Source organism: Mesoterricola sp. JemC181 (assembly GCF_055384585.1).
In genome coordinates, this window is sequence record NZ_AP045076.1 from 2304423 (window position 1) to 2326962 (window position 22540).

Consider the following 22540-nt stretch of genomic DNA (forward strand, 5'->3'; position numbering starts at 1 on the left):
GGCGACCATGCTAGCGGGAAGCGGCGAGGGTCCGGGCGCTGGCCCAGTAGGCGACGGCCCCCACGAGGAGCCCCGCCGGCACATCCACCAGGTAGTGCGCCCGGAGGTACACCACCGCCGGCAGCATCACCGCCGTCACCACCGCCAGCGGCGCGAACAGCACCTTCACCTCCCGCCGGGCCCAAAGCGTGAACAGCGTGGCGACCGCGATGTGGGAGCTGGGGAAGGCTCCGCCGCGGATCTCGCCGCCCCGGGTGAAGAAGAAGAGCGCATGGTTGAAGACGTACCCGTCGTAGAGCCGCGGGCCCTGGGCCGGCGGGAACCAGAAGTGCGGCCCGACGGTGGGGAACATCCAGAACAGCGCGTAGCACACGAAGAAACAGGCCGTGGCCGCGAGGGTCACCCGCTCGGCGGCGGCGTAGCCGGACCTCAGGAGGGCGGTGAACCCCACGATGGGCGTGAAGAAGTAGTAGACCAGGTAGGCGAAGCAGAAGATCTCGGAGAGCCAGCGCTGGGGCAGGGCGGCGCGCCAGGCCAGGGAGGGCTGGCAGCCGAAGAGGGCCTGGTCGGCCCGGGCCAGGTGGCCGTCCAGGGGCAGGGTGTGGAACAGGGGCCACAGGGTCTGCACCTGATGGTAGAAGCACCAGTAGATGATGGGGGCGTAGAAGAGGCGGAGGACCGTGGGGACGACGGCGGCGGTGTCCCGGCTCCACCGGGCGATCAGTAGGCATCCGGCGATCACCAGGGCATTGACGCCCGCCTGGGCGGCGCAGCCGGGGTGGCCCCGCAGCCAGCCGTAGCCCAGGAAGGGCAGGGTGGCCAGGGCGTAGCCCACCACCCAGCGGTCCAGGGGACGCCAGGACCCCAGCGGGGCGGCCAGGCCGAAGGGGCGCCTAGAGCCAGCCATGATCGCGGTACCAGCGGACGGTCTGCCACAGGGCCTGGTCCAGGGAGGTTCTCGGCGTCCAATCGAGCAGGGCCCGGGCCTTCTCGGGGCTGGCGACCCAGGCGGGGGCCAGCATTTCCACCACCTTCTGGGGGGAGAAGATTTCCGGGCGACCCCGGAGGCGGGCGGCAAGGCCGGCCATCTGGCCTGCGGCCCGGATGGCCGTCTCCGGGAGGTGGAGCTCCCGGCACCTGCGGCCCAGGGCCCTGGCGATGCGCCGGCCCAGGTCCAGCCAGGTGACGGGATCGGGGTTCACCAGGGGGATGATCTGGCCCGGGGGCAGGGAGGCGTCACCGGCCTTCGCGATACCCTCGGCCAGGTCCGGGGCGAACACCAGGGAGTACCAGCGTTCCCGGGCGCCCGGGACCGGCAGGAAGCCCCGGGCGGCGATGCGGAAGTAGCTCAGCACGTCCCGGTCCCGGGGACCGAAGACCACCGGGGGGCGGAGGATGACGCTGGGAAGGCCCGAGGCCAGGACCACGCGCTCGGCCTCGAGCTTGCTGCGCCCGTACCAGGTGAGGGGGGCGTCGGGGGCGCCGCCGGGCCTGGGTTCGGGACCGCCGGGGCTGGGGCCGGCGGCGGCGAGGCTGGAGACCAGCACGAACCGCTCGAGGCCGGGGGGGCAGGCCTGCACGAGGTTCCGGGTGCCGTCCCGGTTCACGGCCATGAGGCCGGCTTCGCTGAAGCCCTTCAGGGCCCCGGCCAGGTGGAAGACGCGGCCGACCCCGGCCAGGGCCGCCTGAAGGCTGCCTGGGTCGGTGAGGTCGCCCCGGACCACCTCCACGTCCAGGCCTTCGAGGTTCGCGAGGTCGGCGCCGGGCCGGGCCAGGATCCGCACCCGGCACCCGCGTTGCGCGAGCCGCCCGCAGAGGTGGGACCCGATGAAGCCGTGGCCCCCGGTGACCAGGACGCTAGCAGGGGCGGTCATACACGCGGTAGGTCTTGGTGCGCCGGGCCCCCATCTGGTGGAGGGGGCTCAGGAGGGCCTGGTTGTCCTCGAGGATCCAGCTCACCTCGGCGCCGCGGTACCCGGTGCTCAGGGAGTTCTGGATGGTGCGGTGGATCATCAGGAGGTCCAGCCCGCGGCGCCGGTACTGGGGGAGCACGCCCATGATCATCGTGCGCAGGCTGGAGCAGCCGGTGACCTTGAGCTTCCACAGGATCTTGAGGAGCCCCAAGGGGAGCAGCCGGCCCTGGGCCAGCTTCAGCGCCTCGTTGGCGTCGGGGATGGAGACGATGAAGCCCGCGGGCACCCCGCCCACTTCTCCCACGAACGCGAAGCGCGTGTCCACCAGGGGCTTGAGCTCCTTGGCGATGTAGGCCACCTCGCGGTCGGTCCAGGGCACGAAGCCCCAGTTCTTCGACCAGGCCTGGTTGTAGGTGTCCCTCACGAACGCCAGTTCCTCGGGCCACCGCTTCTTGTCGAGGGGCCGGATCTTCACGTGGCCGCCCCGGTCCAGGCGGCTGGCCACCGCCGTGAGCCGGTCGGCGCAGTCGGCCTTGGCCATGTAGTAGGCGTAGAGGTCCTTGGTCCTGACGAAGCCCGCGGCCTCGAACTGGGAGCCGTAGTAGGCGGGATTGTAGGGCATCATGACGGCGTTGTCCGAATCGAAGCCGTCCACCAGGAGGCCCACGATGTCGTTGGTGGTGAGGTTGACGGGTCCCCGGGCCACGGTCCTGCCCTCGGCCCGCAGCCACGCGCAGGCGGCGTCGAAGAGGGCGCCGGCCACCGCCTGGTCCGGGACGCATTCGTAGAGGCCGAAAAAGCCCACGTGCGCCTCGTCCGGGTGGAACTGGCCGTAGCGGTCGTTGCGCACCGCGGCGATGGTGCCCACCACCTCCCCGTCCCGAAGGGCCAGGAAGGTCTGGACCTTGGCGTACTCGAAGAGCGGGTTCTTGAGGGGGTCCAGGAACTCCTGGCGTTCCAGGATCAGGGGGGGGACCCAGTGGGGCTCGGACCGGTGCAGGCGGTACGGGAAGCGGATGAAGGCCTCCGTGTCCCCGGGACCCGTCGCGGGCCGGACCTGGATCCCCGGGGTCATGCCCCCTGCTCCAGGAGGCCGAAATGGCGTCCGGCCTTCTGGAAGATGTCGAGGGCCCACTCCAGCTGCTCCCGGGTGTGGCCCGCGGTGACGGAGATGCGGATGAGGCTGCGGCCCGGAGGCACCCCGGGGGGCACCACGGGGTTCACGAAGATCCCCGCCTCCTTCAGGTAGAGCCACATCTTCATGCAGGTGTCGAACTCGCCCACCATGATGGGGATGACGGGGGTTTCGCTCTTGCCCGTGTCGAAGCCGATCTCGTCGAAGCCCTTCTTGAGGAACCGCGCGTTCTCCCAGAGCCGGGCGATCCGCTCGGGTTCGGATTCCATGACTTCCAGGGCGCCCAGCACCGCGGCCACGCTGGCCGGGGAGGCCGAGGCCGAGAACATGTAGGGCCGGGCCACGTGCTGGAGGTAGTTGATCGCCTTCGCGCTGCCGGCGATGAAGCCGCCGATGGCCGCCAGGGACTTGGAAAAGGTGCCCATGATCAGGTCCACCTGGTCCGTGAGGCCGAAGTGGGCCGCGGTGCCCCGGCCGCCGGGGCCGAGCACGCCGATGCCGTGGGCGTCGTCCACCATCACCTGGGCGCCGTAGCGCTGGGCCAGATTCACGATGCCGGGGAGGTCGCAGATGTCGCCCTCCATGGAGAAGACGCCGTCGGTGACGATGAGCTTGGGGGCCTGGGCCGGGATCCGGCTGAGCTTCTCCTCCAGGTCGGCCATGTTGTTGTGGTCGTAGCGCACCAGGGTCCCATGGCTGAGCATGCAGCCGTCCATGATGCAGGCATGGATGTACTTGTCGCCGACGATGTACTCGCCCTTGTGCACCAGGCTGGAGATGACCCCGGTGTTGGTCTGGAAGCCGGTGGGAAAGACCAGGGCCGCCTCCTTCCCCACGAGGGCCGCAAGCCTGTGCTCCAGTTCGACGTGGATGGGCAGGGTCCCGTTGAGGAAGCGGGAGCCGGCGCAGCCGGTGCCGTACACCTCGATGGCCTCCAGGGCGCGCTCCTTGACCCGGGGATGGGTGGTGAGCTCCAGGTAGGAATTGGACCCCAGCATCAGCTGCTTCTGCCCGTCGACCATCACCTCGGTGGCCTGGCCCGTTTCGATGACCCGGTGGTACGGATAGATGCCCATGGCTTTCAAGTCATCGGGAATGGTAAAGGCGGCGCACTTGTCCAGAACGCTCGGCAGCTTGACCGGGGCCGGTATTTCTAGGGCCGAGCCAGAACCACGGGGCTTGTGGGTCATCATTCACCTCAAATTTTAATAAAGCTAACACAGTTGTTACAGAACCAACAAACGACCCGTCCCCAGCCCGTCTTGGGAATGAAAATAGCATGCGGCATGTGGAAGGTGGGTGGAAATCCCCGGCGCGCCCATGCGGGGGAATTTCGGGATGAATCAAGTCATCTATTCCCCTGGAATCCATTGGGGACGCCCGTCTTGGCGGCTTTGAGAACGGAAGGGGACGGAACTCGGGTTACTTCAATGTTGAAATGCTGAAATTGAATTAATTGTTCCCTTGCGACCCGTTCTTTGAAGCAGATATTTATATAAGAGGTTAATACAATGAGCTGGCTCGAGGATCGCATCCGCTCCGCCGCACGCTTCACCCTGGGCGCCACCCTGCCGTTCCTGGGCCTGCTTCTCCTGGGCCTTGCGGGGGTTCTTCTCCTGGTCCTCCCGGCCCCGGGCCTGGGGCTCCTGGCCTGGCCTGCCGCCGCCTTCCTCCTGGCCAACGCCCTCTACGGCCTGCGCCTTGCGCTCAAGAGCTTCCCCCGGCCCCCGGGCCGCGTCCTGAAGCCCGGGGAGGCCCCAGCCCTGGACGAGCGCCTGGAGGCGGCCCGGGAGGCCTGGCAGGGGCCCCGGTCGCCCCAGGTGATCCTGGCTCCCGACGCCTGGAGCGTGGAACTCACCGGCGTACCCATGGCCGGCATGTTCGGGTGGAGCCGGTACCACTGGCATGTCGGCATCTATCCCCTGCTGGCCCTGAGCCTCCGTGAGCTGGACGCCGTGGCCGAGTGGGAGGCGGTCTTCTGGTCGGACTACCAGGGCTGGCTGAACCTGCAGGTGAAGCGGCTGGCCTCCTACTGGTACCGGGTCCACCTCCACATCGAGACCTCGATGCGCAACGGCGCCCTGGGTTGGCCCAGGTGGTGCACCGCCTTCCTGCGCCCCTACACCCGGTGGGTGGTGGCGAACTACCAGCCCTTCCTGGCCCGCGAGTTCATCCGCACGGACCGGGCCATCGCCGAGAAGCACGGCACGCCCACCCTGGTGCGGGCCCTGTGCCGCCTGGCCATCCTGCAACCCCTGGTGGCCCGCAGGGTCTTCGCCGACTGGGACGCCTGCCTGGATACCGGCGTCCCCCTGCCCGCGGATCTCCACCGCCACCTGGGCGAGGTGCTCGCCGCCTGCCCCGAAGGCGCCGAAGGCATGCTGGAACTGGCGCTGGATGGCCTCCAGAAGGAGGCGCCGCCCCTGCTGCGCCTGCGCCTGGACTACCTGCAGGCCAAGGCCCAGGTCCCCATGCCCCCCGCCGGCCACGCCTACCGCCGGCTCCTGGAAGGCACGAAGGTGGCCGAGGAGGTGGAGGGGGCCTGGAAGGCCCGGATGCTGGCCTGCGCCGAGGAGGCGGCCCGCGGCTGGGCGGAGGACGCCACGCGCTACCGGGACCTCGCCGGGGCCCTGGAGGGCACCTTCCCGGACCATCCCGACGCTCTGGAATACCTGAAGCTCGCGTACGAACACGCTCCTTGGCCCCGGTTCGACGCGGCCCTGGAGATGTACCGGGCGGCCAACCGGAACTGCGTGGAAACCTCCTTCCTGTCCATCCGCCGCGCCATGGACCGCGGCCGGGACAGCGCCGCGGTTTTCGAGGCCCGGGAGCTGATCCACCGCGACCCGGTCCTGGCCCCGGCCTGCCACGAACTGCTGGCCTACCACCTGCGGGCCCGGGGCGACCGGAAGAACGCCGACAAGGAGTGGGACCGGGCCCTTCGCGCCGCGGCCCTGGTGGAGAAGGTTCAGGGCGAGCGCATGGGCGTCTCGCTGCTGGATGCCCTGGAATCCCACCACTGCAGCCCCTCGGCGCTGCAGGAGATCCAGCGGGTGTGCCTGTCCGACGCCCGGGTCGCCGAAGCCCACCTGGTGCGCAAGAAGCTCCTCTTCCACGCCGAACGTCCCGTGCTTCTCCTGGTGGTCCGCTGGAAGGGCTCCTGGTGGGATCCCTTCGGGCGCAAGAGGCTGGCCTTCCAGCGGGAACTCCAGGACGCCTGCCCGTTCCCACCGGAGGCGACGGGTTTCATCCAGGTGGCCGGGCGGGCTTCCCTGTGGCGGTTCGAAGGGAAGCTGCGAAGGCTGAACGGGCTCATTTTCCGGAGGTGAGCCCGTTCGCGCACCCGATGTGGACAGGTCGACCCACACGGCCTGACGGGCCGCGATCCAGAGGGCGGCGGCATCAGGTCCTTTCGCCATGCCCTCCCAGGTCCAGGGTGGCGGCCAGAGCCCGGCCCACCGCCTCCAGGGCCGGGGCGGGGGCGGAGCCCAAACGGGCCTTCAGGCGAGACTTGTCCACGGTGAACACCTGCGTGCAGTTGGCCCAGGAGGCGGCCTGGAGTCCCGTGGCCGGGCCGGCGGGAATGGGAATGTAGAAAACGAAAGGGCGGCCCCGGGTGGTCAGGGGCACGAGGATCGTCGTCCGCGCACCCGGCGCCAGGTTGCCCTCGTCGCACTGGACGATGATCCCCGGGCGGAAACCCCGCTGCTCGGACCCGGCGTGGTCCGGACTGAAATCCATCATCCAGATTTCCCCGCGCCGCGGGTTCACGTCCGCTTCCTCGGCTTCTTGACCTCGTGCTTCGCCCTGTAGGGGAGGGGCGTCTCGGCGGCAAGGCTCACCTGCGGGTCGAAAGCGTATTCCACGTCCTGGGCCGCGGTTTCCCCGGCGTAGAGGGCCCAGTCGCGGGCGAGCCGGCTGCGCCGGTCCCCCTCGCGCCGCTCCTCCACCAGGCGGGCGAGGTAGGCGTTGACGCTGAGGCCCTGGCTCCGGGCGGCCTCCTGGAGAAATGCGGCAAGTTCGTCGGGAAGGCGCAAGGTGGTGCTGAACATGATCCAACCTCTGCCATCAGACTATGCCACCATCCCGGGATGGCAAGGGAGGCGCGTTTACGCCCCCGTCACATTCCAGCTACATTCCCGATACCTGCATCGTCTAAGCTGGAGGGGTCGGAGCATGGCATGCAACATACGAAACCCTTCCGGTTCAGGCGTTTCCTGAACTGGTTCCCCCTTGGCCTCACCTACGCGACCATGTACATGGGCCGCTACAACTTCAATATCGTCAAGAGCGATATCGGAGCCTGGTACCACCTGGACAAGTGGGAGATGGGGATCATCGCCACGGCGGGCTTCTGGACCTACGGCCTGGCGGTGGCCATCAACGGGCCCCTGGCGGACCGTATCGGCGGCCGCCGGGCGATCCTCGTGGGGGCCCTGGGGGCCGCCTCGACCAACCTCCTGGTGGGACTCCTGTTCCTTAACGGTTTCACCACGAAGCTGCTGGTGTCCATGAGCCTCCTCTGGAGCCTCAACATGTATTTCCAAAGCTTCGGGGCCCTGAGCGTGGTCAAGGTGAACAGCACCTGGTTCCATGTGCGGGAGCGGGGGATCTTCGGGGGGATCTTCGGCGTCATGATCAGCTCGGGGTACTTCCTGGCCACCTCGGTCGGCGCCTGGCTCCTGGCCAGCTTCAAGAGCTGGACCATCATCTGGTTCGCGCCGGTGGTGGCCATGGCCGTCATGGTGCTCGTGGACTACCTGCTCGTTCGCAACCGGCCCAGCCACGCCGGGCTCAAGGACTTCGACACCGGCGACGGCAGCAACGCGCATCTGGCCGAAGACAAGCCGCTGCCTCTCAAGGAGCTGCTGGCCAAGGTCATCGGCAACCCGGTGATCATCGCCCTGATCTTCGCGGAGTTCTGCACGGGGTTCGTGCGCCAGGGGATCATGCTCTACTTCACGGAGTATCTGGAGGAGGTCTACCACCTCTCCAAGCGGGCGGCCCTGTTCGGCGCCACCGGTGTGGCCTTCATGCTGGGCGGGATCTTCGGCGGCCTGCTTTGCGGTTGGATGAGCGACCGGCTCTTCCAGAGCCGGCGGCCGCCCGTCGCCTTCATCTTCTACCTGGCGCAGGTGGTCATGATCTGCCTGCTGGGCGCGGCCCTGGGACGGGGCACCCACGGCGGCCAGGTGTGGGCCATCACCCTGCTGGGCCTCACCGCCATGTTCATCTTCGGCGTGCACGGGATGCTCAGCGGCACGGCCTCCATGGACTTCGGCGGCCGCAAGGCCGCGGCCACCGTGGCCGGGGCGCTGGACGGCATCCAGTACATCGGCTCGGGCCTCACCGGCTTCGGCCTGGGCTGGGTCCTGAAGGCCTACGGCTGGGACGGGGTGGGGACCGCGGGCCACGTGCCCGCCCACGCCTGGGTATGGGCCCTCTGCCTCATCCCCTTCAGCCTGGTGGGGGCGGCCATCATGACGACCATCTGGAAGGCCAGGCCCGCGGGGGCGGGCCATTGAGGGTGATTGGCCGCTAGCTGGCCGGATGGTATCGTGGGCCCAGCACCCTCGCGTCCGTCCCCACCCCCGTACGTCCCCGAAAGTGTCGCATGCCACGGCTCATACTGCACAAGGACCTGCGTGACGTCGAAGGCCTGTGGACGTCCATGTACGGCGATGGCCGGGACTACACGCCGTTCCAGGCCTTCGACTACTGCCGCGTCGTGGGGAAGTTCTTCCATCTCTCCACCCGGCATCTCTACCGCAATGTCATCTACGAGGTGCGGGACGACGCGGACCGCACCGTGCTGCTTCTGCCCCTCCACATAGGCCGGGCCGCCATGGCGGGCAAGGCCTTCCTCTGGGGCGAGTTCTCCCAGGCGGGCTACCTGGAGGGGCTCACCAGCGACGGCGTCAAGCCCGGAGACCTGCGCTTCGCCCTCGAGGCCATCGCGGACGGCCGCCCCACGGAGTTCATTTTCAGCCGGGTCCGGGCCGGAAGCCGCATGGACCGCCTGATCGAGGCGGCCTGGACGCCGGAGGAATATGACCGGAAGGCGCTGCCCTGCGCCCACATCCCCCTGGGCGGAGGTTACGAGGCCTACCTGGGCCGTCTCAGCAAAGGGTACCGGCAGAAGCTTCGGGCCTCGGTCCGGCATCTGGAGGCCGACGGCCGCACCTGGGAGGTGAGGACCTTCCTCGACCAGCCCATGCCTTTCTCCACGCAATTGCGTCTGTTCGACATCTACTGGCGACGCATGACGGAAAAGGGAGTCAACTTCAAGGCGCGGAAGTACTTCCCCTACTTCATGCGGAGGTGGTTCAACCCGACCATCCTGGCCCTGAGCCGGCTGCCGAACACCTTCTACGCGATCCTCTACATCGACCGGTCCGTCGCCGGGTTCTGCGCCGGCTTCCGGGCGGGGGACGGATCGATCACGCTGCCCTTCCTGGCCATGGAGGGGGCGTTCGGGAAGTACAGCCCGGGCGGGCTGCTGATCAACGGCACGCTCAAGCACCTCATCGAGACCACCGACACCCCCGTCTTCGACCTGTCCCGGGGCAACGAGCGGTACAAGTTCGACTACGGGGGCGTCCAGCACATCAACCACTGCTACACCATCCCGGTGGTCAGATCTCCCGGGCCAGCTTGAGTTCCAGCGCCCTTCGCCGTTCGGCGCGGGAGAGGAAGAACACGGCCACCAGCACGAAGCCCAGCGACACCCAGTTCTGGAGGCTGGGCAGGCGGCTCGCGAAGAGCCAGTGCCCCAGGAGGGTGGCCGTGGTGCCCGCCACCAGCGAGGTGAGCCGGTTGATCAGGCCCGTGAACGTGGCGGTGCGCCCCTTGAACATGAAGATGAACACCGAGAAGAACGCCACGAGGCCGAAGGCCAGGCCGGAGAAGGAGGCCCAGAACCAGCCCGGGCTGGGGGTCCGGATGGCGCCCACGAAGGCCGCGATCTGCCGCACGCCGCCCCAGGCGGGAACGAGCCGCGGCGAGAAGAACACCGCCAGGGCGATGCAGACCATGGCCACCGAGGCCGCGATCTGCTCCACCGCGAAGAAGGCCTTGTTGTCCAGGGGAGCGCCCTTGGGGCGGGTGTTCTTGTAGTAGTTCATGATGTAGATGCGGATGGCGTACGAGGTTATGTAGCTGGTGAAGATCACCACCGCGGCCTGGTTGCGCAGGAAGGCGAAGCCCCCGGTGTGGGGCCCGAACAGCTCGATGCACGCCGCCAGCACCGCGAAGACCACCGCGGCGTTCTCCTCCCAGTAGATGCGCTTCTGGAGGATCCCCTGGGCGATCTGGAGGCCGTCCACCACCCGCCCGATGACGATGACCGAGGCCCGCATGATCACCATGGCGACCATAACGGAGATGGGCAGGGTGTACATGAGCGTCGTCGTGGGGATGACGATGGCCGTGCAGATGCCGCTGGGGATGATGTAGAAGATCTCCGAGGGGACCTCCACGCCGCAGATCCGGGCGGGCCGGATGGACTTCATGCGCCACCACCCCAGCAGGACCGCGGGGATCAGGCACGTGAGGTTGGCGCCCAGGGTGTTGTAGGCGAGGAACGCGATGTCGTTCATGGGCGGGGTGCCCATGGGCGTCTGCGGCGCCCCGGTGAATGCCTTCACCACCAGGCCGGTGACGACGTACAGGAGGAAATAGCCCGTGCACAGCTGCAGGAGCCGTTCGGTACTGCCTTCCGCTGATTTGAACATGCTAGCGGCCGAAGTTCCGGAACGTCTCCTTGAGGCCGGAATGGATGGCCGCAACGTCCGCGGGCTTCCAGGTCTCCCGGGGCTCGCGCACGAAGGTGGTCAGGTCCTGCCGGTTGTCGAAGCGGGAGGCGGGGATGTGCCAGGTGCGGGTGCTGTAGCGGTTCCCCTCGGCCACGAGGCGGTCCACCCGGATGGTGCCGGGGCGGTCGCTCTGCTCGAGCAGGTACGCCATGTCGTCGCAGCCGTACTGGCCCAGCATCACTTCCATGGGGACGCTGTGGTTCAGGATGCTGCCCTGGCCGTCGGGCTTGCCGCGCTCGATGTTCTTGTGGCGGCTCTGGGCGGGCTCCACCCAGATGTACATGAGGCTGGCGCGGTCCAGGATGTCCGTGGACAGGTGCTGGAAGGCCGCCGCGTAGCCGTGGGGCGGGGTGAGGGGGAAGGCCGAGCCGTTGGCGCCGCCGCGGGCGGCCTCGATGACGATGGTGCGGCCTTCGATGCCGAGGGCGTTCTGGCGGTTCAGGACGTCCAGCTCGGCGCGGCACTCGGCCTCCAGGGCCTCGGCCACGGACTTGCGGACGCGGTGCGGCAGCTCGTCCAGGGCCGGCAGCATGCCGGCGCGGACCCGGGCCTCGTCCATGCGGTCGAAGAGGAGCTGGGCGGCGCTGTGGGCCTCGGTGTGGGCTCCCTTGCGCAGGTTGGCGTAGTCCTCGTTGAGCAGCTCGATGAGGGCGGCCCAGGTCCACTCCTCCTGGAAGGGGCGGGTGGGGCCGAAGTAGAACCTGTAGCCGCAGCCCCGGGCCTGGAGCTCGTCGTCGATGCGGTGCATGAGGTGGACGTACGGATAGTCGTCGAGCTGAGACGTGGGGCCCATGCCGAAGTCGTCCCGGCACTGGTCGGGGGTGAGGCTGGCCAGGTAGCGGCGCATTTCGGACTTGCCGGAGGCGGGGAGGCTGAAGAGGAGCAGGGTGTCCAGGGGCTTGGCTTGCATTCGTAGGTTCCTCATGATGTTGCGGTATAGAATCAATCATCCCACAACCGGCCAGATGTGAAACCTAGCGAGGCATCATGAGCAAAAATTTTCATTCGCCCGAGAGCGAGGTCCTGGGAACCCTCGATCGCATCGACTTCCTGGTGGTGAGCGTCCCCTTCGTGGAGCCCTTCGGCACCAGCGTGGCCTCCTGGGCCGTGAAGGAGGCCCTCCTCCTGCGCCTCGAGCAGGGCGGCTGCGTGGGCTGGGGGGAGTGCGTGGCGGACCCCGACCCCTACTACGACGGGGAGACCACCACCACCGCCCGGCACCTCATCCGGGATTTCATGCTGAAGGAACTGGAACCCGGACGCACCCTGGGCGAGGTCCTGGCCCGCTTCCGGAAGGTGCGGGGCAACCCCATGGCCAAGGCCACGGTGGAGAACGCCCTCCTGGACCTCTTCGCCCGGCGGAAGGGCATCCCCCTCCACGAGCTGCTCGGGTACGGGGCCAGGCCCATCCCCTCGGGCATCAGCATCGGAATCCAGGAGAGCACCGGGGCCCTGCTGGCCAAGGTGGAGGAGGCCGTGGCCCAGGGCTACCACCGGGTGAAGATGAAGATCATGCGAGGCAAGGACGTGGAGTGGGTGGCGGCGGTGCGGGAGCGGTTCCCGGACGTGGCCCTCATGGCCGACGCCAACGGCGACTACACCCTGGACGACGCCGCGCACCTCAAGCGCCTGGACGATTTCAACCTCACCATGATCGAGCAGCCCCTGGGCTACCACGACATCTACCAGCACTCCCTCCTGCAGCCCCGGTTGAAGACGGCGCTCTGCCTGGACGAGTCCATCCACAGCCTGGACGACGCCGCCGCCGCCCTGGGCCTGGGGGCCTGCCGGGTCATCAACATCAAGCAGGGCAGGGTGGGCGGGCTCCTGGAGTCCATCCGCATCGCCAGGCACTGCGAGGAGCGGGGCGTCCCCGTGTGGTCCGGCGGCATGGACGAGACGGGCCTGGGCCGGGCCGTGAATATCCATCTGCAGACGGTGGACAACTTCTCCATTCCCGGGGACACCTCGGAGACCCGGCGCTACTTCCGGGAGGACATCGCGGACCCGCCGGTGGTCCTGGGACCCGGTGGATTCATCGCCATCCCCCCGGGCCCCGGCACGGGCGTGACCCTGGACCCGGCCCGGCTGGACCGCTACACCCTGCACCGGGAGCGGATCCGCTAACCGTTCATACCTATTGGTTTGATGCCCCTCCCTGGCATACTGTCGGGTAGGCCAACGACCCATTTCGAACCGAGAGGACCGCCGTGAGAAAGCTCCCCATGATTCTAGGAACCTGGGCCCTGGGCCTCGCCCTGGTGGCGCAGACCCCCGCGCCCCGCATGGACCTGGCTTCGGCGACCGCGGTGGGGCCGGCGGTGGCCGACGACCCGGAGGTGGCCAAGGTCCTCGCCCCCCTCGCCGACAAGATCCACGCCAGCTTCGGCCGCGTGCTGGGGACCTCCCCCAACGGCATCGGCAAGGCCAGGACCGTCGGGGACAACCCCCTGGGCTTCTTCCTGGCCGATGTCATGCGCGAAGGCGCCACCAAGGTGGCCAAGGCCGAAGTCCGGTTCGCCTTCACCAACACCGGCGGGCTCCGGCGCAACATCAACCCCGGCGACGTGAAGGTCCAGGACATCTACGAGGTGCTGCCCTTCGACAACGAGCTGGTGATCGCCGAGTACACCGGCGCCGAGGTCATCCAGATCATCAAGGAAGGCATCCAGCGCCGCGGCGGCGAGCCCTTCTCGGGCGCCCGGGCCTCGGTGACCGGCACTCCCGGGCATCCGGTCGTCTCCATCACCTGGAGCGACGGCACCGCCATCGATCCTGCCGCCACCGTCATGGTCGCCACCACGGACTACCTCCTGGCCAACGGGGACGGCACGCCCACCCTGAAGATCGGGCGGAACGTCCAGCTCACGGGCCAGCCGGTGCGCCAGCTGGTCATCGACGTGTGCGAGCGCCTGGGCAGGGAGCACAAGCCCATCCAGCCCGAGGAAGGCGCCCGCTACATCTACTCCCCCGAAATCGCCGCGGCCCTCAAGGCCTCGACCTTCAAGTTCTAGGATCCGCCATGGAACGCCGCACCTTCCTCCAGGCCCTCGGGGCCGCGACCGCCGCCTCCCGCCTGCCCCTGCTGGGCCAGGACGCCCCGGGCGCGGGCCGGATCACCCTTCTGCACACCAACGACACCCACTCCCGCATCGAGCCCTTCGGACCCGGCAGCGGCAACCTCACCGGCCGCGGGGGCATCGCCCGCCGCGCCACCCTGATCAAACAGATCCGCGCAACCACCCCCAACGTCCTGGTGCTCGACGCCGGAGACGTCTTCCAGGGCACCCCCTACTTCAACGAGTACAAGGGTTTCCTTGACTACCGCCTCATGAGCATGTGCGGCTACGACGCGGGCACCCTGGGCAACCACGACTTCGACAACGGCGTGGACGCCCTGGTGGCGGCCATGTCCGAAGCGAAGTTTCCCTTCCTGAACTGCAACCTCGACGCCAAGGGCGCCCCCGCCCTGGCGGCGCGCCTGCGTCCCCACCAGGTGCGCGAGTTCCCGGGGGTCAAGGTCGGCCTCACCGGCCTGTGCGTCGACTTCAAGGGCCTCGTCTCGCCCAAGAACCACCTGGGCGTCGACTGGCGGGACCCCGTGGAGTCCCTCAAGCCCGTGGTCAGGCACCTGCGCGAAGTGGAGAAGGTGGACCTGGTGGTGGTGCTCAGCCACCTGGGCTACGACCTCCACGGCTACGCCATGGATGACCTGCACCTGGCCAGGCTGGTCCCCGGCATCGACGTCATCATCGGCGGCCACAGCCACACGTTCCTGGACGCCCCGGTGAAGGTGGGCGAGACGGAGATCTTCCAGGTGGGCTTTGCCGGCGTGAACCTGGGGCGCATGGACTTCGCGGTGCGCAACGGCGTGAAGGTGGCGTCCTCGGGCATGGCGGTGCCGGTCCTGGCCTAGGTTTCCTCGGCGAACCCCGGCCCCTCGGCCGCCTCGGCGAAGCAATTCGGTTCTTGAAGCCTTCGGCGCAATGGATCATCGCGCCGGCCTGTCCTGGAACAGAATGCATCGCCGAGGTGGCCGAGGTTCGCCGAGGAAGGAAATGAATCAAGACACAAAAACGAGGCGGCCCGAAGGCCGCCTCGTTCGCATGCGGGTCTGGCTAGAAGGCCAGGCGCACACCCAGCTGGGCCTGGCGGGCGGAGCCCACGACGCTGTTGCCGGTCTGCAGGGCAGGGGCCGCGTCCGTGCCGGAGCCGACGACGGAGGTCCTGACGTAGGTGTCGTGACGGTTCAGGAGGTTGAACACGTCGGCGGACAGGGTGAGCTTGACCTTCTTGACGATGGCGAACTCGCGGCGGAGGGCCAGGTCGAAGGTGGTGTTGGAGCAGGAACGCCGGGTGTTGCGGCCGGAGTCCAGACCGCCGGCGTAGTAGCGGTCGTTGGTGGTCTGGCCGTCCCCGTTCATGTCCTTGGAGTAGGTCAGGGAGTAGGGGAAGCCGCTCAGGTAGCGGATGGCCAGGGAGGCCATGATGCCGCTGAACCGGCTCTCGTGGTAGCTGACGAAGCCGGTGAGGACCGAGCGGCGGTCGGTGTCCGCGTAGCCCCAGTCCTTGCCGGGCGCGTTGACTTCCTGGATGCTGACGCCCGAGTAGTTGCGCTCGTTGGAGTCGAAGTCCTTGTTGATGGCGTAGGTGTAGAACACGGAGGCGTCGAAGTCCGAGCCTTCCTTGTGGTACTTCAGGCTGAGGGTGTAGGCGTGGTAGAGGCTGGTGCCGTCGGACTTATACATGCCCATGGTCTGGTAGGACGAGTTCGGGCGGGCGGTGTAGACGGTGCGGCCGTACTGGTTGACGGAGGGCGTGCCGATGTTGAGGTCGGTGGTGCGCTCCAGCTGGTTGCCCTTGGCATAGGTGGCGGACACGCCGGCGATCAGGCTGTTGAAGGAACGCTCGACGCCCACGTTGGCGCGGTCGGTGTAGGGGTTCTTGAAGTCGGGGCTGAACGTCCAGATGCTGAAGGCGGGGATCTTGGAAGCCGCGCCGCTGGGGAAGGTGGGGATCCAGTAGGGGTTGGCGGGGTTGAAGTTGGCGCCGTAGGGGATGCCGAAGGTGGTGGCGTCAGCCGCCTTGAAGTCCACCGAGCCGGTGCGCCGGCCGTTGGCCGCGAACACCTGGTAGAGGAAGACCGCGGGGGTGGTGCTCACATAACGGCCCAGGGAGCCGCGAACGACCGTCTTGCCGCCGTCGAAGGCGGGGGTGTAGGTGAAGGAGGCGCGGGGGGAGAACTGGCTGTCGTTGGGGATCTTGGCGGTGACGGGCATGGGCTTGGCCGCGGGGTTGCTCATGTCCACGATCGGGTAGTCGGGGTTCTGCTGGCGGTCCCAGCGCAGGCCCAGACCCACCTTGAGGGCGTCGGTCACGCGCCACTCGGACTGGACGTAGGCGGCCATCTGCTTGGTGGTGGTGGAGAAGAGGCCGGCGTCCTGGACGCTGCCGTTCAGGCCGAAGTTCTGGCGATAGGTCGTCCACTGGCCGGCGTTGAACTTGGCCTGCGAATCGAAGTAGTAGACGCCGCGCCAGTTGCCCGCGAAGAATTCGGAGACGTCGATGGCGTTGTAGTCGAAGCCGCCCTTGATCTGGAAGGCCGGGGTGTTGTAGCTGATGTTCTCGGTGAACTGCGTGCGCTTGGTGTTGTAGGTGCGGTCGAAGGGGTACGCGCCGTAGTAGCCGCCGTTGGTGATGCTCACTTCGGGAATGGTGGAGTAGGGCGCGCGCGGCATGTCGTCCTTGACGTAGTTGACGCGCACTTCGTTGAGCCAGTTGGCGTTGATGACCATGTTCCACTGCAGCACATAGGAATCGGTGGTCACGTTGTCGGTGGCCATGTTCTCCTGGGCGGCGGTGATGCTGGAGCCCACATCGCCCTTGAAGGAGGTGTGGTTCACGCGCAGCTGCAGGACGTTGTCGGTGTTGATGTTGTAGTCGAAGCGCACGAACAGGGCGTCGGAGTCGGCCTTGCTGTTGTAGGAACCGCTCTTGGCGATCAGGACGGCGTCGCCGGCCTTGGCGGGATCCAGGACCAGCGGCGTGGAGCCGCCCCAGGTCATGTTGATGGGGCTGGTCATGCGCTGGCCGTCATAGGCCACGAAATAGAACAGCTTGTCCTTGATGATGGGGCCGCCCGAGGAGAAGCCGAACTGCTGTTGCTTGAAGTCGCCGACCTTGTTGCTGTCGGGCTTGCCGTTGAGGTTGGGCTGCTTGGCGACCATGCTCTGGGGGCGCTGGTAGTAGAACAGGCTGCCGGTGAAGTCGTTGGTGCCGTTCTTGGTGATGGCGTTGACGTAACCGCCGCCCATGCGGCCGAATTCGGCGCTGGCGCCGTCGGTGATCACCTGGTATTCACGAATGGCTTCCACCGAGACGGTGAAGGGGGTCTTGCCCTCGGCCGCGCCCACGGCGCCGCCGAAGAAGGGCTCGTTGTTGTCGCCGCCGTCGATGTTGATCGACGTGTTGACGCCGCGCTGGCCGGCGATGGCGAGGTTGCCGCGCTGGGAGTCGACCACCACCTGGGGCGTCAGGGTCGCCAGGCTGGTGAAGCTCCGGTTGAACATGGGCAGGTTGACCAGATCCTCGGGGCTCACGAAGGCGGCCGCGCTGGCCCGGTCGGAATCCACGGCGGCGACGCTGGCGACCACCTCGACGATGCTGGCGGCCTCGGCGGCCATCGTCACGTTGAGGGGGGCGGCGTCACCCAGGTTCAGGTTGATCTTGAGGTTGGAGGCGGTCTGGTAGCCCTTCATGCTGACCGTGACCGCGTAGGCGCCCACAGGCAGGGTGCCGGCGAAGTAGCGGCCATTGGCGTCCGTGACGGCAACGCGGACCAGGCCCGTCTCCTGGTTGCGGATGTTGACGGTGGCGCCCGCGAGGGCGGCGCCGCCCTTGGAGGTGATGCGGCCGGCAAGCTGGGTGGAGACGCCCTGGGCCAGGAGGGGGGCGCCACAGATGATCAGGGGGATCAGGCGGGAAAAGCGAAGACCTGCGGAATTCATGCGTGGCTCCATGATTGAAGTTGATTAAAGATCATCGTATCTGGTGGGTTGCCAAATGTGATGGAACTTTTGTGTTATATCCCGCACAAGTGACTCCGGTCATTCGGGGCGAACTGCCTTCGTCGAAATGGGTTTGTTCAAATATCCGGGCGGATGGTTCCCCTGCATGGGCCCGGGTATGAAAATTAATACGTCCGGCCCGGGAGGGTTCTACTCCTGCCGGACCTGCAGGACCAGGGCTTGCCCGTCGACGGGATCGGCCGGCCGGATTCCCAGCTCCCGGGCCAGGGTTGGGGCCAGGTCGACGATGCGGGCCGGGTCGGTGCGCGGTCCGCTCTTCCAGGGGCCCCAGAAGACGAGGGGAACCCGGCGATCCGTGTCCTGGGCATGGCCATGGGTGGCCAGGTCCTTGGGATCCTCTTTGTAATAGAAGGGCTTGTACGCCAGCAGGAGATCGCCGGAACGGCCCTGGACGAAACTGAGGCGCAATTTCGTCCTGTAGCTGCGGAGCGCCGGCGGTTCCAGGGGGTCCGGGACCACGGCGGCCAGCTCCTCGGCGGTGAAGGCGTCGGCCACCTCGGGAGCGGCCTTGGCCAGCGCGACCGCGGCCTCCAGGATGCGTTTGCGCTCGGCAGGGTCCACGATGGCCGGATCCAGGTAGAGCATGGGACCGTCTGCGGGCAGGAAGCAGTCGCGGGAGACCGCCAGGCGCTTGCGGAGTTCGGCGTTGAGGGCCCGGGTCCAGGGACCGGGCTGCACCCTCCGGGCGGGGATGCCCTGGGCCTGGAGCCGCTCCGGGAAGTCCGCCGCCCCGTGGTCGGCGGTGAGGACGACCCAAAGGCCCGGATTCTTCGCCGCCAGGCGGTCCAGGTAGGCCCCCAGGTTCCTGTCCAGGCGCCGCAGGTTGTCCAGCATCTCGGGGCCGCCGTTGCCGAACTGGTGGCCGACGTAGTCGGTGGCCGAAAGCCCCAGGGCCAGCAGGTCGGTGCCGGGGCCCCGGCCCAGGTGCTCGGCCTCATCCAGGGCCTCGGCGGCGCCGAGGATGGCCTCGTCGAAGAAGGGCGTGGCCCGGAACCGGCCCCAGAAGTCCGCGTCCAGGGGCATGCCCACGGCATGCACGGCGCGCGGCAGGCCCATGGTGACGGTCTGGCCCCGGACGGTGTAGGCGGCCGCAGCCGGCAGGCCCCGCCCGTCCAGGGGCGCCCAGAAGAGGCTGTCGTCGGCCAGGTGGGTCAGGAACCGGGTGTTGTAGGCCTTCAGCCAGCCCGGGAGGGTGGCGGCGTAGGCTTTCGAGGTGGTGAAGCCCCCGGCCCCGTTGAACCAGTACACGCCCTGGGCGCGGTGGCCGGCCATGAGGATGGCGGACCGGTCCTTGCCGGTGACCGCGAAGGAGCGGCTTCCCGGCACCTGGGCGGTGAGCCACTCGCCGAGGGTACCGCCCATGAGCTTGGCGGGCCCCACCGGGGTGCCCGCGGCGTCCACCAGGGGGCTCGCGAGGTCCTCGACGCAGTAGGTGAGGCGGCCCAGGGCCGGGTCGCGCCAATAGTTCTCCGTGATCCCGGTGTGCATGGGGTGGCGCCCGGTGAGGATGACGGAATGGCCCGGGCCGGTCTCGGTGTAGCCGTGGTCCTGGTAGGCCTCCAGGAAGGCGGCGCCCTCGCGGTGGAGCCTGCCCAGGCCGCCGGGGAGGTCCCTGCCCCAGCGGGCCATGAGTTCGGCGGAGAACTGGTCGACGGAAATGACGACCACCAGTCCCGGGCGGGGGGCGCCGTAAAGGGCCGCCGCCAGGAAGGGGACGAGGATGGGGGCAAAGCGCATGCAATCTCCGGCTCAATCCGCTGCTTGAAGCAAAGGGTATGGACCGATGATGGGGGAATTGAACATCCCAAGGCGAGTGAATTCCCTGTGACACGGCGCAAAGGCCCCGGGGACGCTATCCTGGGGCATGAGCGATGCCGATCCCCACGTGACTCCCCCCCGCAGCCGGGGCGTCTTCTGCAACCGTACCTTGAACTTCCGTTCCCTGCACGCCATCGGCTACGACATGGACTACACCCTGGTGAACTACCGGGTGGACATCTTCGAGCGCCAGGTGTTCGAGTTCGCCCGCGAGCGGTTCCTGGAGCAGGGCTGGCCGGTGCGGTCACTGGTCTTCGACCAGGGCATGGTGGCCCGGGGGCTGGTCATCGACACCCAGCTGGGCAACATCGTCAAGGCCAACCGCTTCGGCCTGGTGCGCCGGGCCCAGCACGGCACCCGGCCCCTGACCTTCGGCGAGCAGCGCGAGGCCTACGCGGGCACCCAGGTGGACCTGTCCGAGCCGCGCTGGGTATTTCTCAACACCCTCTTCTCGCTGTCCGAAGGGTGCCTCTACGCCCAGATGGTGGACCTCCTCGACGAGCGCAAGCTGCCCGAGGTGATGGGCTACCGGGAGCTCTACGTGCGGGTGCGCGACGTCGTGGACGCCCAGCACATGGAGGGCCGCCTCAAGGCCGAGATCATCGCGGCGCCCGAGGCCTGCGTGGTCCTGGATCCGGAGACCGCCCTGACCCTCCTGGACCAGCGCAACGCCGGCAAGAAGCTCCTGCTCATCACCAACTCGGACTGGAACTTCTCCTCGGCCATGATGTCCTTCTCCTTCGACCGGTTCCTGCCCGGGGACATGACCTGGCGCGACCTCTTCGACCTGGTGATCGTGGGGGCCCGCAAGCCGGAGTTCTTCACCTCCCGGGCCCCCTTCTTCCAGGTGGTCACCGAGGACGGCATGCTGCGGCCCATGATGGGGCCCCTTCAGCCCGGCGTGGCGTACATGGGGGGATCGGCCGCCCAGGTGGAGAGGGACCTGGGCATGAGCGGCGACGAGATCCTCTACGTGGGCGACCACATGTTCGGGGACGTGCACATGAGCAAGAGCGAGTTCCGCTGGCGCACCGCCCTGATCCTGCGCGAGCTGGAGGCCGAGGTGGAGGCCCTGGAGTCCTTCGCCGGAGCCGAGCGCACCATCGCCGCCAAGATGGAGGAGAAGGAGCGCCTGGAGGGCCAGTTCTCCCAGGCCCGCCTGGAGCTCCAGCGCCTCAAGGCCGGCTACGGCCCCCGGAACGCCGCCACCCAGGCCGAGCTGGAGGCCCGCCTGCAGGAGCTCCGCACCCGCCTCATGCCCCTGGACCTGGAGATCGCCCCCCTGGCGCGGGCCGCCACGGAGCTCACCAACAGCCGCTGGGGCCTCCTCACCCGCGCCGGCAACGACAAGAGCCACCTGGCGCGGCAGGTGGAGCGGTACGCCGACGTGTACACGAGCCGGGTCTCCAATTTCCTGTACGCGACGCCGTTCGTGTACCTGCGCTCCCCCCGGGGCAGCCTGCCCCACGATCCGACCAGCCCGGGCGGCACCTCGACCCTGCCGCCTTCGGAGGGGAGCGGGGATTAGCTTGCCTTGGTTTTAGCCTTCCTGCTCTTCGGGGGATGGAACCGGGCCAGGTAGTCGTCCAGGGCCGCGTCGAGGCCCACGTCGGCCCTGGCCGCCTCGGACAGGAACCACTTGTGCTCGAGTACCTGGCAGTAGAGCTCGGAGGCGTCGGCCTCCGTCCTGACCAGGGGGCCCAGGCGCCGCAGGGCGGGTTCCCAGGAGTCCGTGAGCCACCGGAACGCGGCCACGGAGGTGGGGAGGTCCTTCCTGCCTGCCAGCGAAAGCCGGGCCTTGAGTTCCTCGATCTCGTTGAGCATGAGCTCGGCCTGGGCCTCCTGGGCCACCAGTCCCGTGAGGTCGTGCAGGCGGTGGCGGTGGTAGTCCCGGTCGGTGACGACGGTGCGCATGACGAGCTTGTCCCGGTCCCCGGTGGCGATGAGCTTGATCTCCTGGATGGAGAAGCCCAGGGCGTTCAGCGCCCGCACCCGCTCCTGGATGCGCCAGCGCTCGCCCACGCCCACGATCACCTCGCGGTTGACCTCGGTCCAGAGGCTGTCGTAGCGCCGCCTGATGTTGGCGCCGAAGTCCTCGGGGCGCAGGGCGTCGGGGAGGCTGGTGACCATGGAGATGTCCAGGAGGTCGCCGCCGACGTTGTCCTCCATGATCATGAGGTCCTGGCGGCGCTGGCCGTCCGAGAGGGTCTCGTGGAGCTCCGAGGTCTCGGCGTCCACCAGGTAGGCGCCCAGCTCGCCCGCGTCCCGCCGGAAGAGGACGTTGGAGAGGGAGCAGTCCCCCCAGTAGGCCCCGGCGAGGTGGAGGCGCACCAGGAGCCCCGCCATGGCATCCAGCAGCCGCTCGCGGTACCGCTCCAGGCCCGGGTTCAGGAAGAGAACGCGGTAGGGGTGGCTGGCGTCGAGGTACCGCGTGAGCAGCAGGCTCACCCGCACCCCGTCGGGCCGGACCGACAGCGCGTGCCCCACGGGCTCCACCGACGGCAGGCTCCGCGCCTGCATCTCCAGGAGGGCGCCGTATTCCCTCTCCGCGAGCCTCTCGGGCAGCTCCTTGATGGCGTAGACCCGCGTGCCGCCGTAGCTCACGAACTGCACTTCGTGGCGGGAGAGTCCCCGCTGCAGCTCGATGGAGCGTTCCGTGGCGCCGGGCCAGGCCGCCAGTTCCACCTCCCAGGGCAGGTCCAGGAAATCCGGGTGCCCGGGGCGCACGAGGATGGATAGGAGGCCGGGGGCTTCGGTCACGGGAGGTCCTTT

The 22540-nt window shown here is 68.2% G+C and carries 18 protein-coding genes; 7 read left to right on the plus strand and 11 right to left on the minus strand.

The window, feature by feature from the left end; all coding sequences use genetic code 11:
* Positions 1-10: 10 nt before the first annotated feature.
* From ACZ5MC_RS10115 to ACZ5MC_RS10130, 4 genes are read right to left on the minus strand one after another with little or no spacing between them, the layout of a single operon-like run.
* Positions 11-907: a phosphatase PAP2 family protein gene (locus ACZ5MC_RS10115; protein ID WP_464517667.1), complete on the minus strand. Its 897-nt coding sequence runs from the start codon at positions 905-907 to the stop codon at positions 11-13.
* The gene (locus tag ACZ5MC_RS10120) at positions 894-1874 is read right to left on the minus strand and encodes an NAD-dependent epimerase/dehydratase family protein (protein ID WP_464517668.1); all 981 of its coding nucleotides are present in this window, start codon (positions 1872-1874) and stop codon (positions 894-896) included. Before ACZ5MC_RS10120 ends, ACZ5MC_RS10115 begins: the two co-directional genes overlap by 14 nt.
* Positions 1858-2988, minus strand: coding sequence for a GNAT family N-acetyltransferase (locus tag ACZ5MC_RS10125; RefSeq protein WP_464517669.1), 1131 nt, complete (start codon positions 2986-2988; stop codon positions 1858-1860). Before ACZ5MC_RS10125 ends, ACZ5MC_RS10120 begins: the two co-directional genes overlap by 17 nt.
* Positions 2985-4124 (minus strand): aminotransferase class I/II-fold pyridoxal phosphate-dependent enzyme, encoded by a 1140-nt coding sequence (locus ACZ5MC_RS10130; RefSeq protein WP_306600216.1) that lies wholly within the window; start codon positions 4122-4124, stop codon positions 2985-2987. Before ACZ5MC_RS10130 ends, ACZ5MC_RS10125 begins: the two co-directional genes overlap by 4 nt.
* Positions 4125-4559: 435 nt before the next feature.
* Here ACZ5MC_RS10130 and ACZ5MC_RS10135 point away from each other — a divergent pair, with 435 nt between their 5' ends.
* Positions 4560-6377, plus strand: a complete 1818-nt coding sequence (locus tag ACZ5MC_RS10135; RefSeq protein ID WP_464517670.1) for a tetratricopeptide repeat protein — start codon at positions 4560-4562, stop codon at positions 6375-6377.
* Between the two features lie 73 nt (positions 6378-6450).
* Here the strand turns inward: ACZ5MC_RS10135 and ACZ5MC_RS10140 are convergent, their stop codons facing one another.
* Positions 6451-6819 carry a type II toxin-antitoxin system PemK/MazF family toxin gene (locus tag ACZ5MC_RS10140; RefSeq protein WP_464517671.1) on the minus strand — a complete coding sequence of 123 codons (369 nt, stop codon included), beginning with the start codon at positions 6817-6819 and terminating at the stop codon, positions 6451-6453.
* Positions 6816-7100: a hypothetical protein gene (locus ACZ5MC_RS10145; RefSeq protein WP_306600219.1), complete on the minus strand. Its 285-nt coding sequence runs from the start codon at positions 7098-7100 to the stop codon at positions 6816-6818. The genes ACZ5MC_RS10140 and ACZ5MC_RS10145 overlap by 4 nt, the downstream gene beginning before the upstream one ends.
* A 129-nt stretch (positions 7101-7229) precedes the next feature.
* Here ACZ5MC_RS10145 and ACZ5MC_RS10150 point away from each other — a divergent pair, with 129 nt between their 5' ends.
* Positions 7230-8573 (plus strand): MFS transporter, encoded by a 1344-nt coding sequence (locus tag ACZ5MC_RS10150; RefSeq protein WP_306600220.1) that lies wholly within the window; start codon positions 7230-7232, stop codon positions 8571-8573.
* Positions 8574-8662: 89 nt separating this feature from the next.
* Entirely contained in the window at positions 8663-9706 is a 1044-nt protein-coding gene (locus ACZ5MC_RS10155; RefSeq protein WP_306600221.1) for a GNAT family N-acetyltransferase, read from the plus strand.
* On the opposite strand, the gene ACZ5MC_RS10160 is transcribed toward ACZ5MC_RS10155, so the two are convergent.
* Entirely contained in the window at positions 9684-10781 is a 1098-nt protein-coding gene (locus ACZ5MC_RS10160) for a hypothetical protein (protein ID WP_306600222.1), read from the minus strand. The genes ACZ5MC_RS10155 and ACZ5MC_RS10160 overlap by 23 nt on opposite strands.
* Position 10782: 1 nt before the next feature.
* Positions 10783-11772 (minus strand): hypothetical protein, encoded by a 990-nt coding sequence (locus ACZ5MC_RS10165; protein WP_306600223.1) that lies wholly within the window; start codon positions 11770-11772, stop codon positions 10783-10785.
* 77 nt (positions 11773-11849) lie between these two features.
* On the opposite strand from ACZ5MC_RS10165, the gene menC reads away from it, so the two are divergent.
* The 3 genes from menC (at position 11850) to ACZ5MC_RS10180 (ending at position 14778) form a co-directional block, all read left to right on the plus strand.
* Complete coding sequence (menC, locus tag ACZ5MC_RS10170; protein ID WP_306600224.1) at positions 11850-12989, plus strand: o-succinylbenzoate synthase; 1140 nt, start codon at positions 11850-11852, stop codon at positions 12987-12989.
* 98 nt (positions 12990-13087) lie between these two features.
* Positions 13088-13876, plus strand: a complete 789-nt coding sequence (locus tag ACZ5MC_RS10175; RefSeq protein ID WP_464517672.1) for a 5'-nucleotidase C-terminal domain-containing protein — start codon at positions 13088-13090, stop codon at positions 13874-13876.
* Between the two features lie 8 nt (positions 13877-13884).
* Complete coding sequence (locus tag ACZ5MC_RS10180) at positions 13885-14778, plus strand: bifunctional metallophosphatase/5'-nucleotidase (RefSeq protein ID WP_464517673.1); 894 nt, start codon at positions 13885-13887, stop codon at positions 14776-14778.
* 202 nt (positions 14779-14980) lie between these two features.
* Here the strand turns inward: ACZ5MC_RS10180 and ACZ5MC_RS10185 are convergent, their stop codons facing one another.
* Both ACZ5MC_RS10185 and ACZ5MC_RS10190 read right to left on the minus strand, forming a co-directional pair.
* On the minus strand, positions 14981-17869 hold the full coding sequence (locus tag ACZ5MC_RS10185) for a TonB-dependent receptor (protein WP_464517674.1): 2889 nt from the start codon (positions 17867-17869) through the stop codon (positions 14981-14983).
* 210 nt (positions 17870-18079) lie between these two features.
* The gene (locus ACZ5MC_RS10190; RefSeq protein ID WP_464517675.1) at positions 18080-19687 is read right to left on the minus strand and encodes an alkaline phosphatase family protein; all 1608 of its coding nucleotides are present in this window, start codon (positions 19685-19687) and stop codon (positions 18080-18082) included.
* A gap of 127 nt (positions 19688-19814) precedes the next feature.
* On the opposite strand from ACZ5MC_RS10190, the gene ACZ5MC_RS10195 reads away from it, so the two are divergent.
* Entirely contained in the window at positions 19815-21296 is a 1482-nt protein-coding gene (locus tag ACZ5MC_RS10195) for an HAD-IG family 5'-nucleotidase (RefSeq protein ID WP_306600230.1), read from the plus strand.
* On the opposite strand, the gene ACZ5MC_RS10200 is transcribed toward ACZ5MC_RS10195, so the two are convergent.
* Entirely contained in the window at positions 21293-22528 is a 1236-nt protein-coding gene (locus ACZ5MC_RS10200) for a DUF4032 domain-containing protein (protein WP_306600231.1), read from the minus strand. The two genes, ACZ5MC_RS10195 and ACZ5MC_RS10200, sit on opposite strands and share 4 nt — an antisense overlap.
* Positions 22529-22540: the final 12 nt, after the last annotated feature.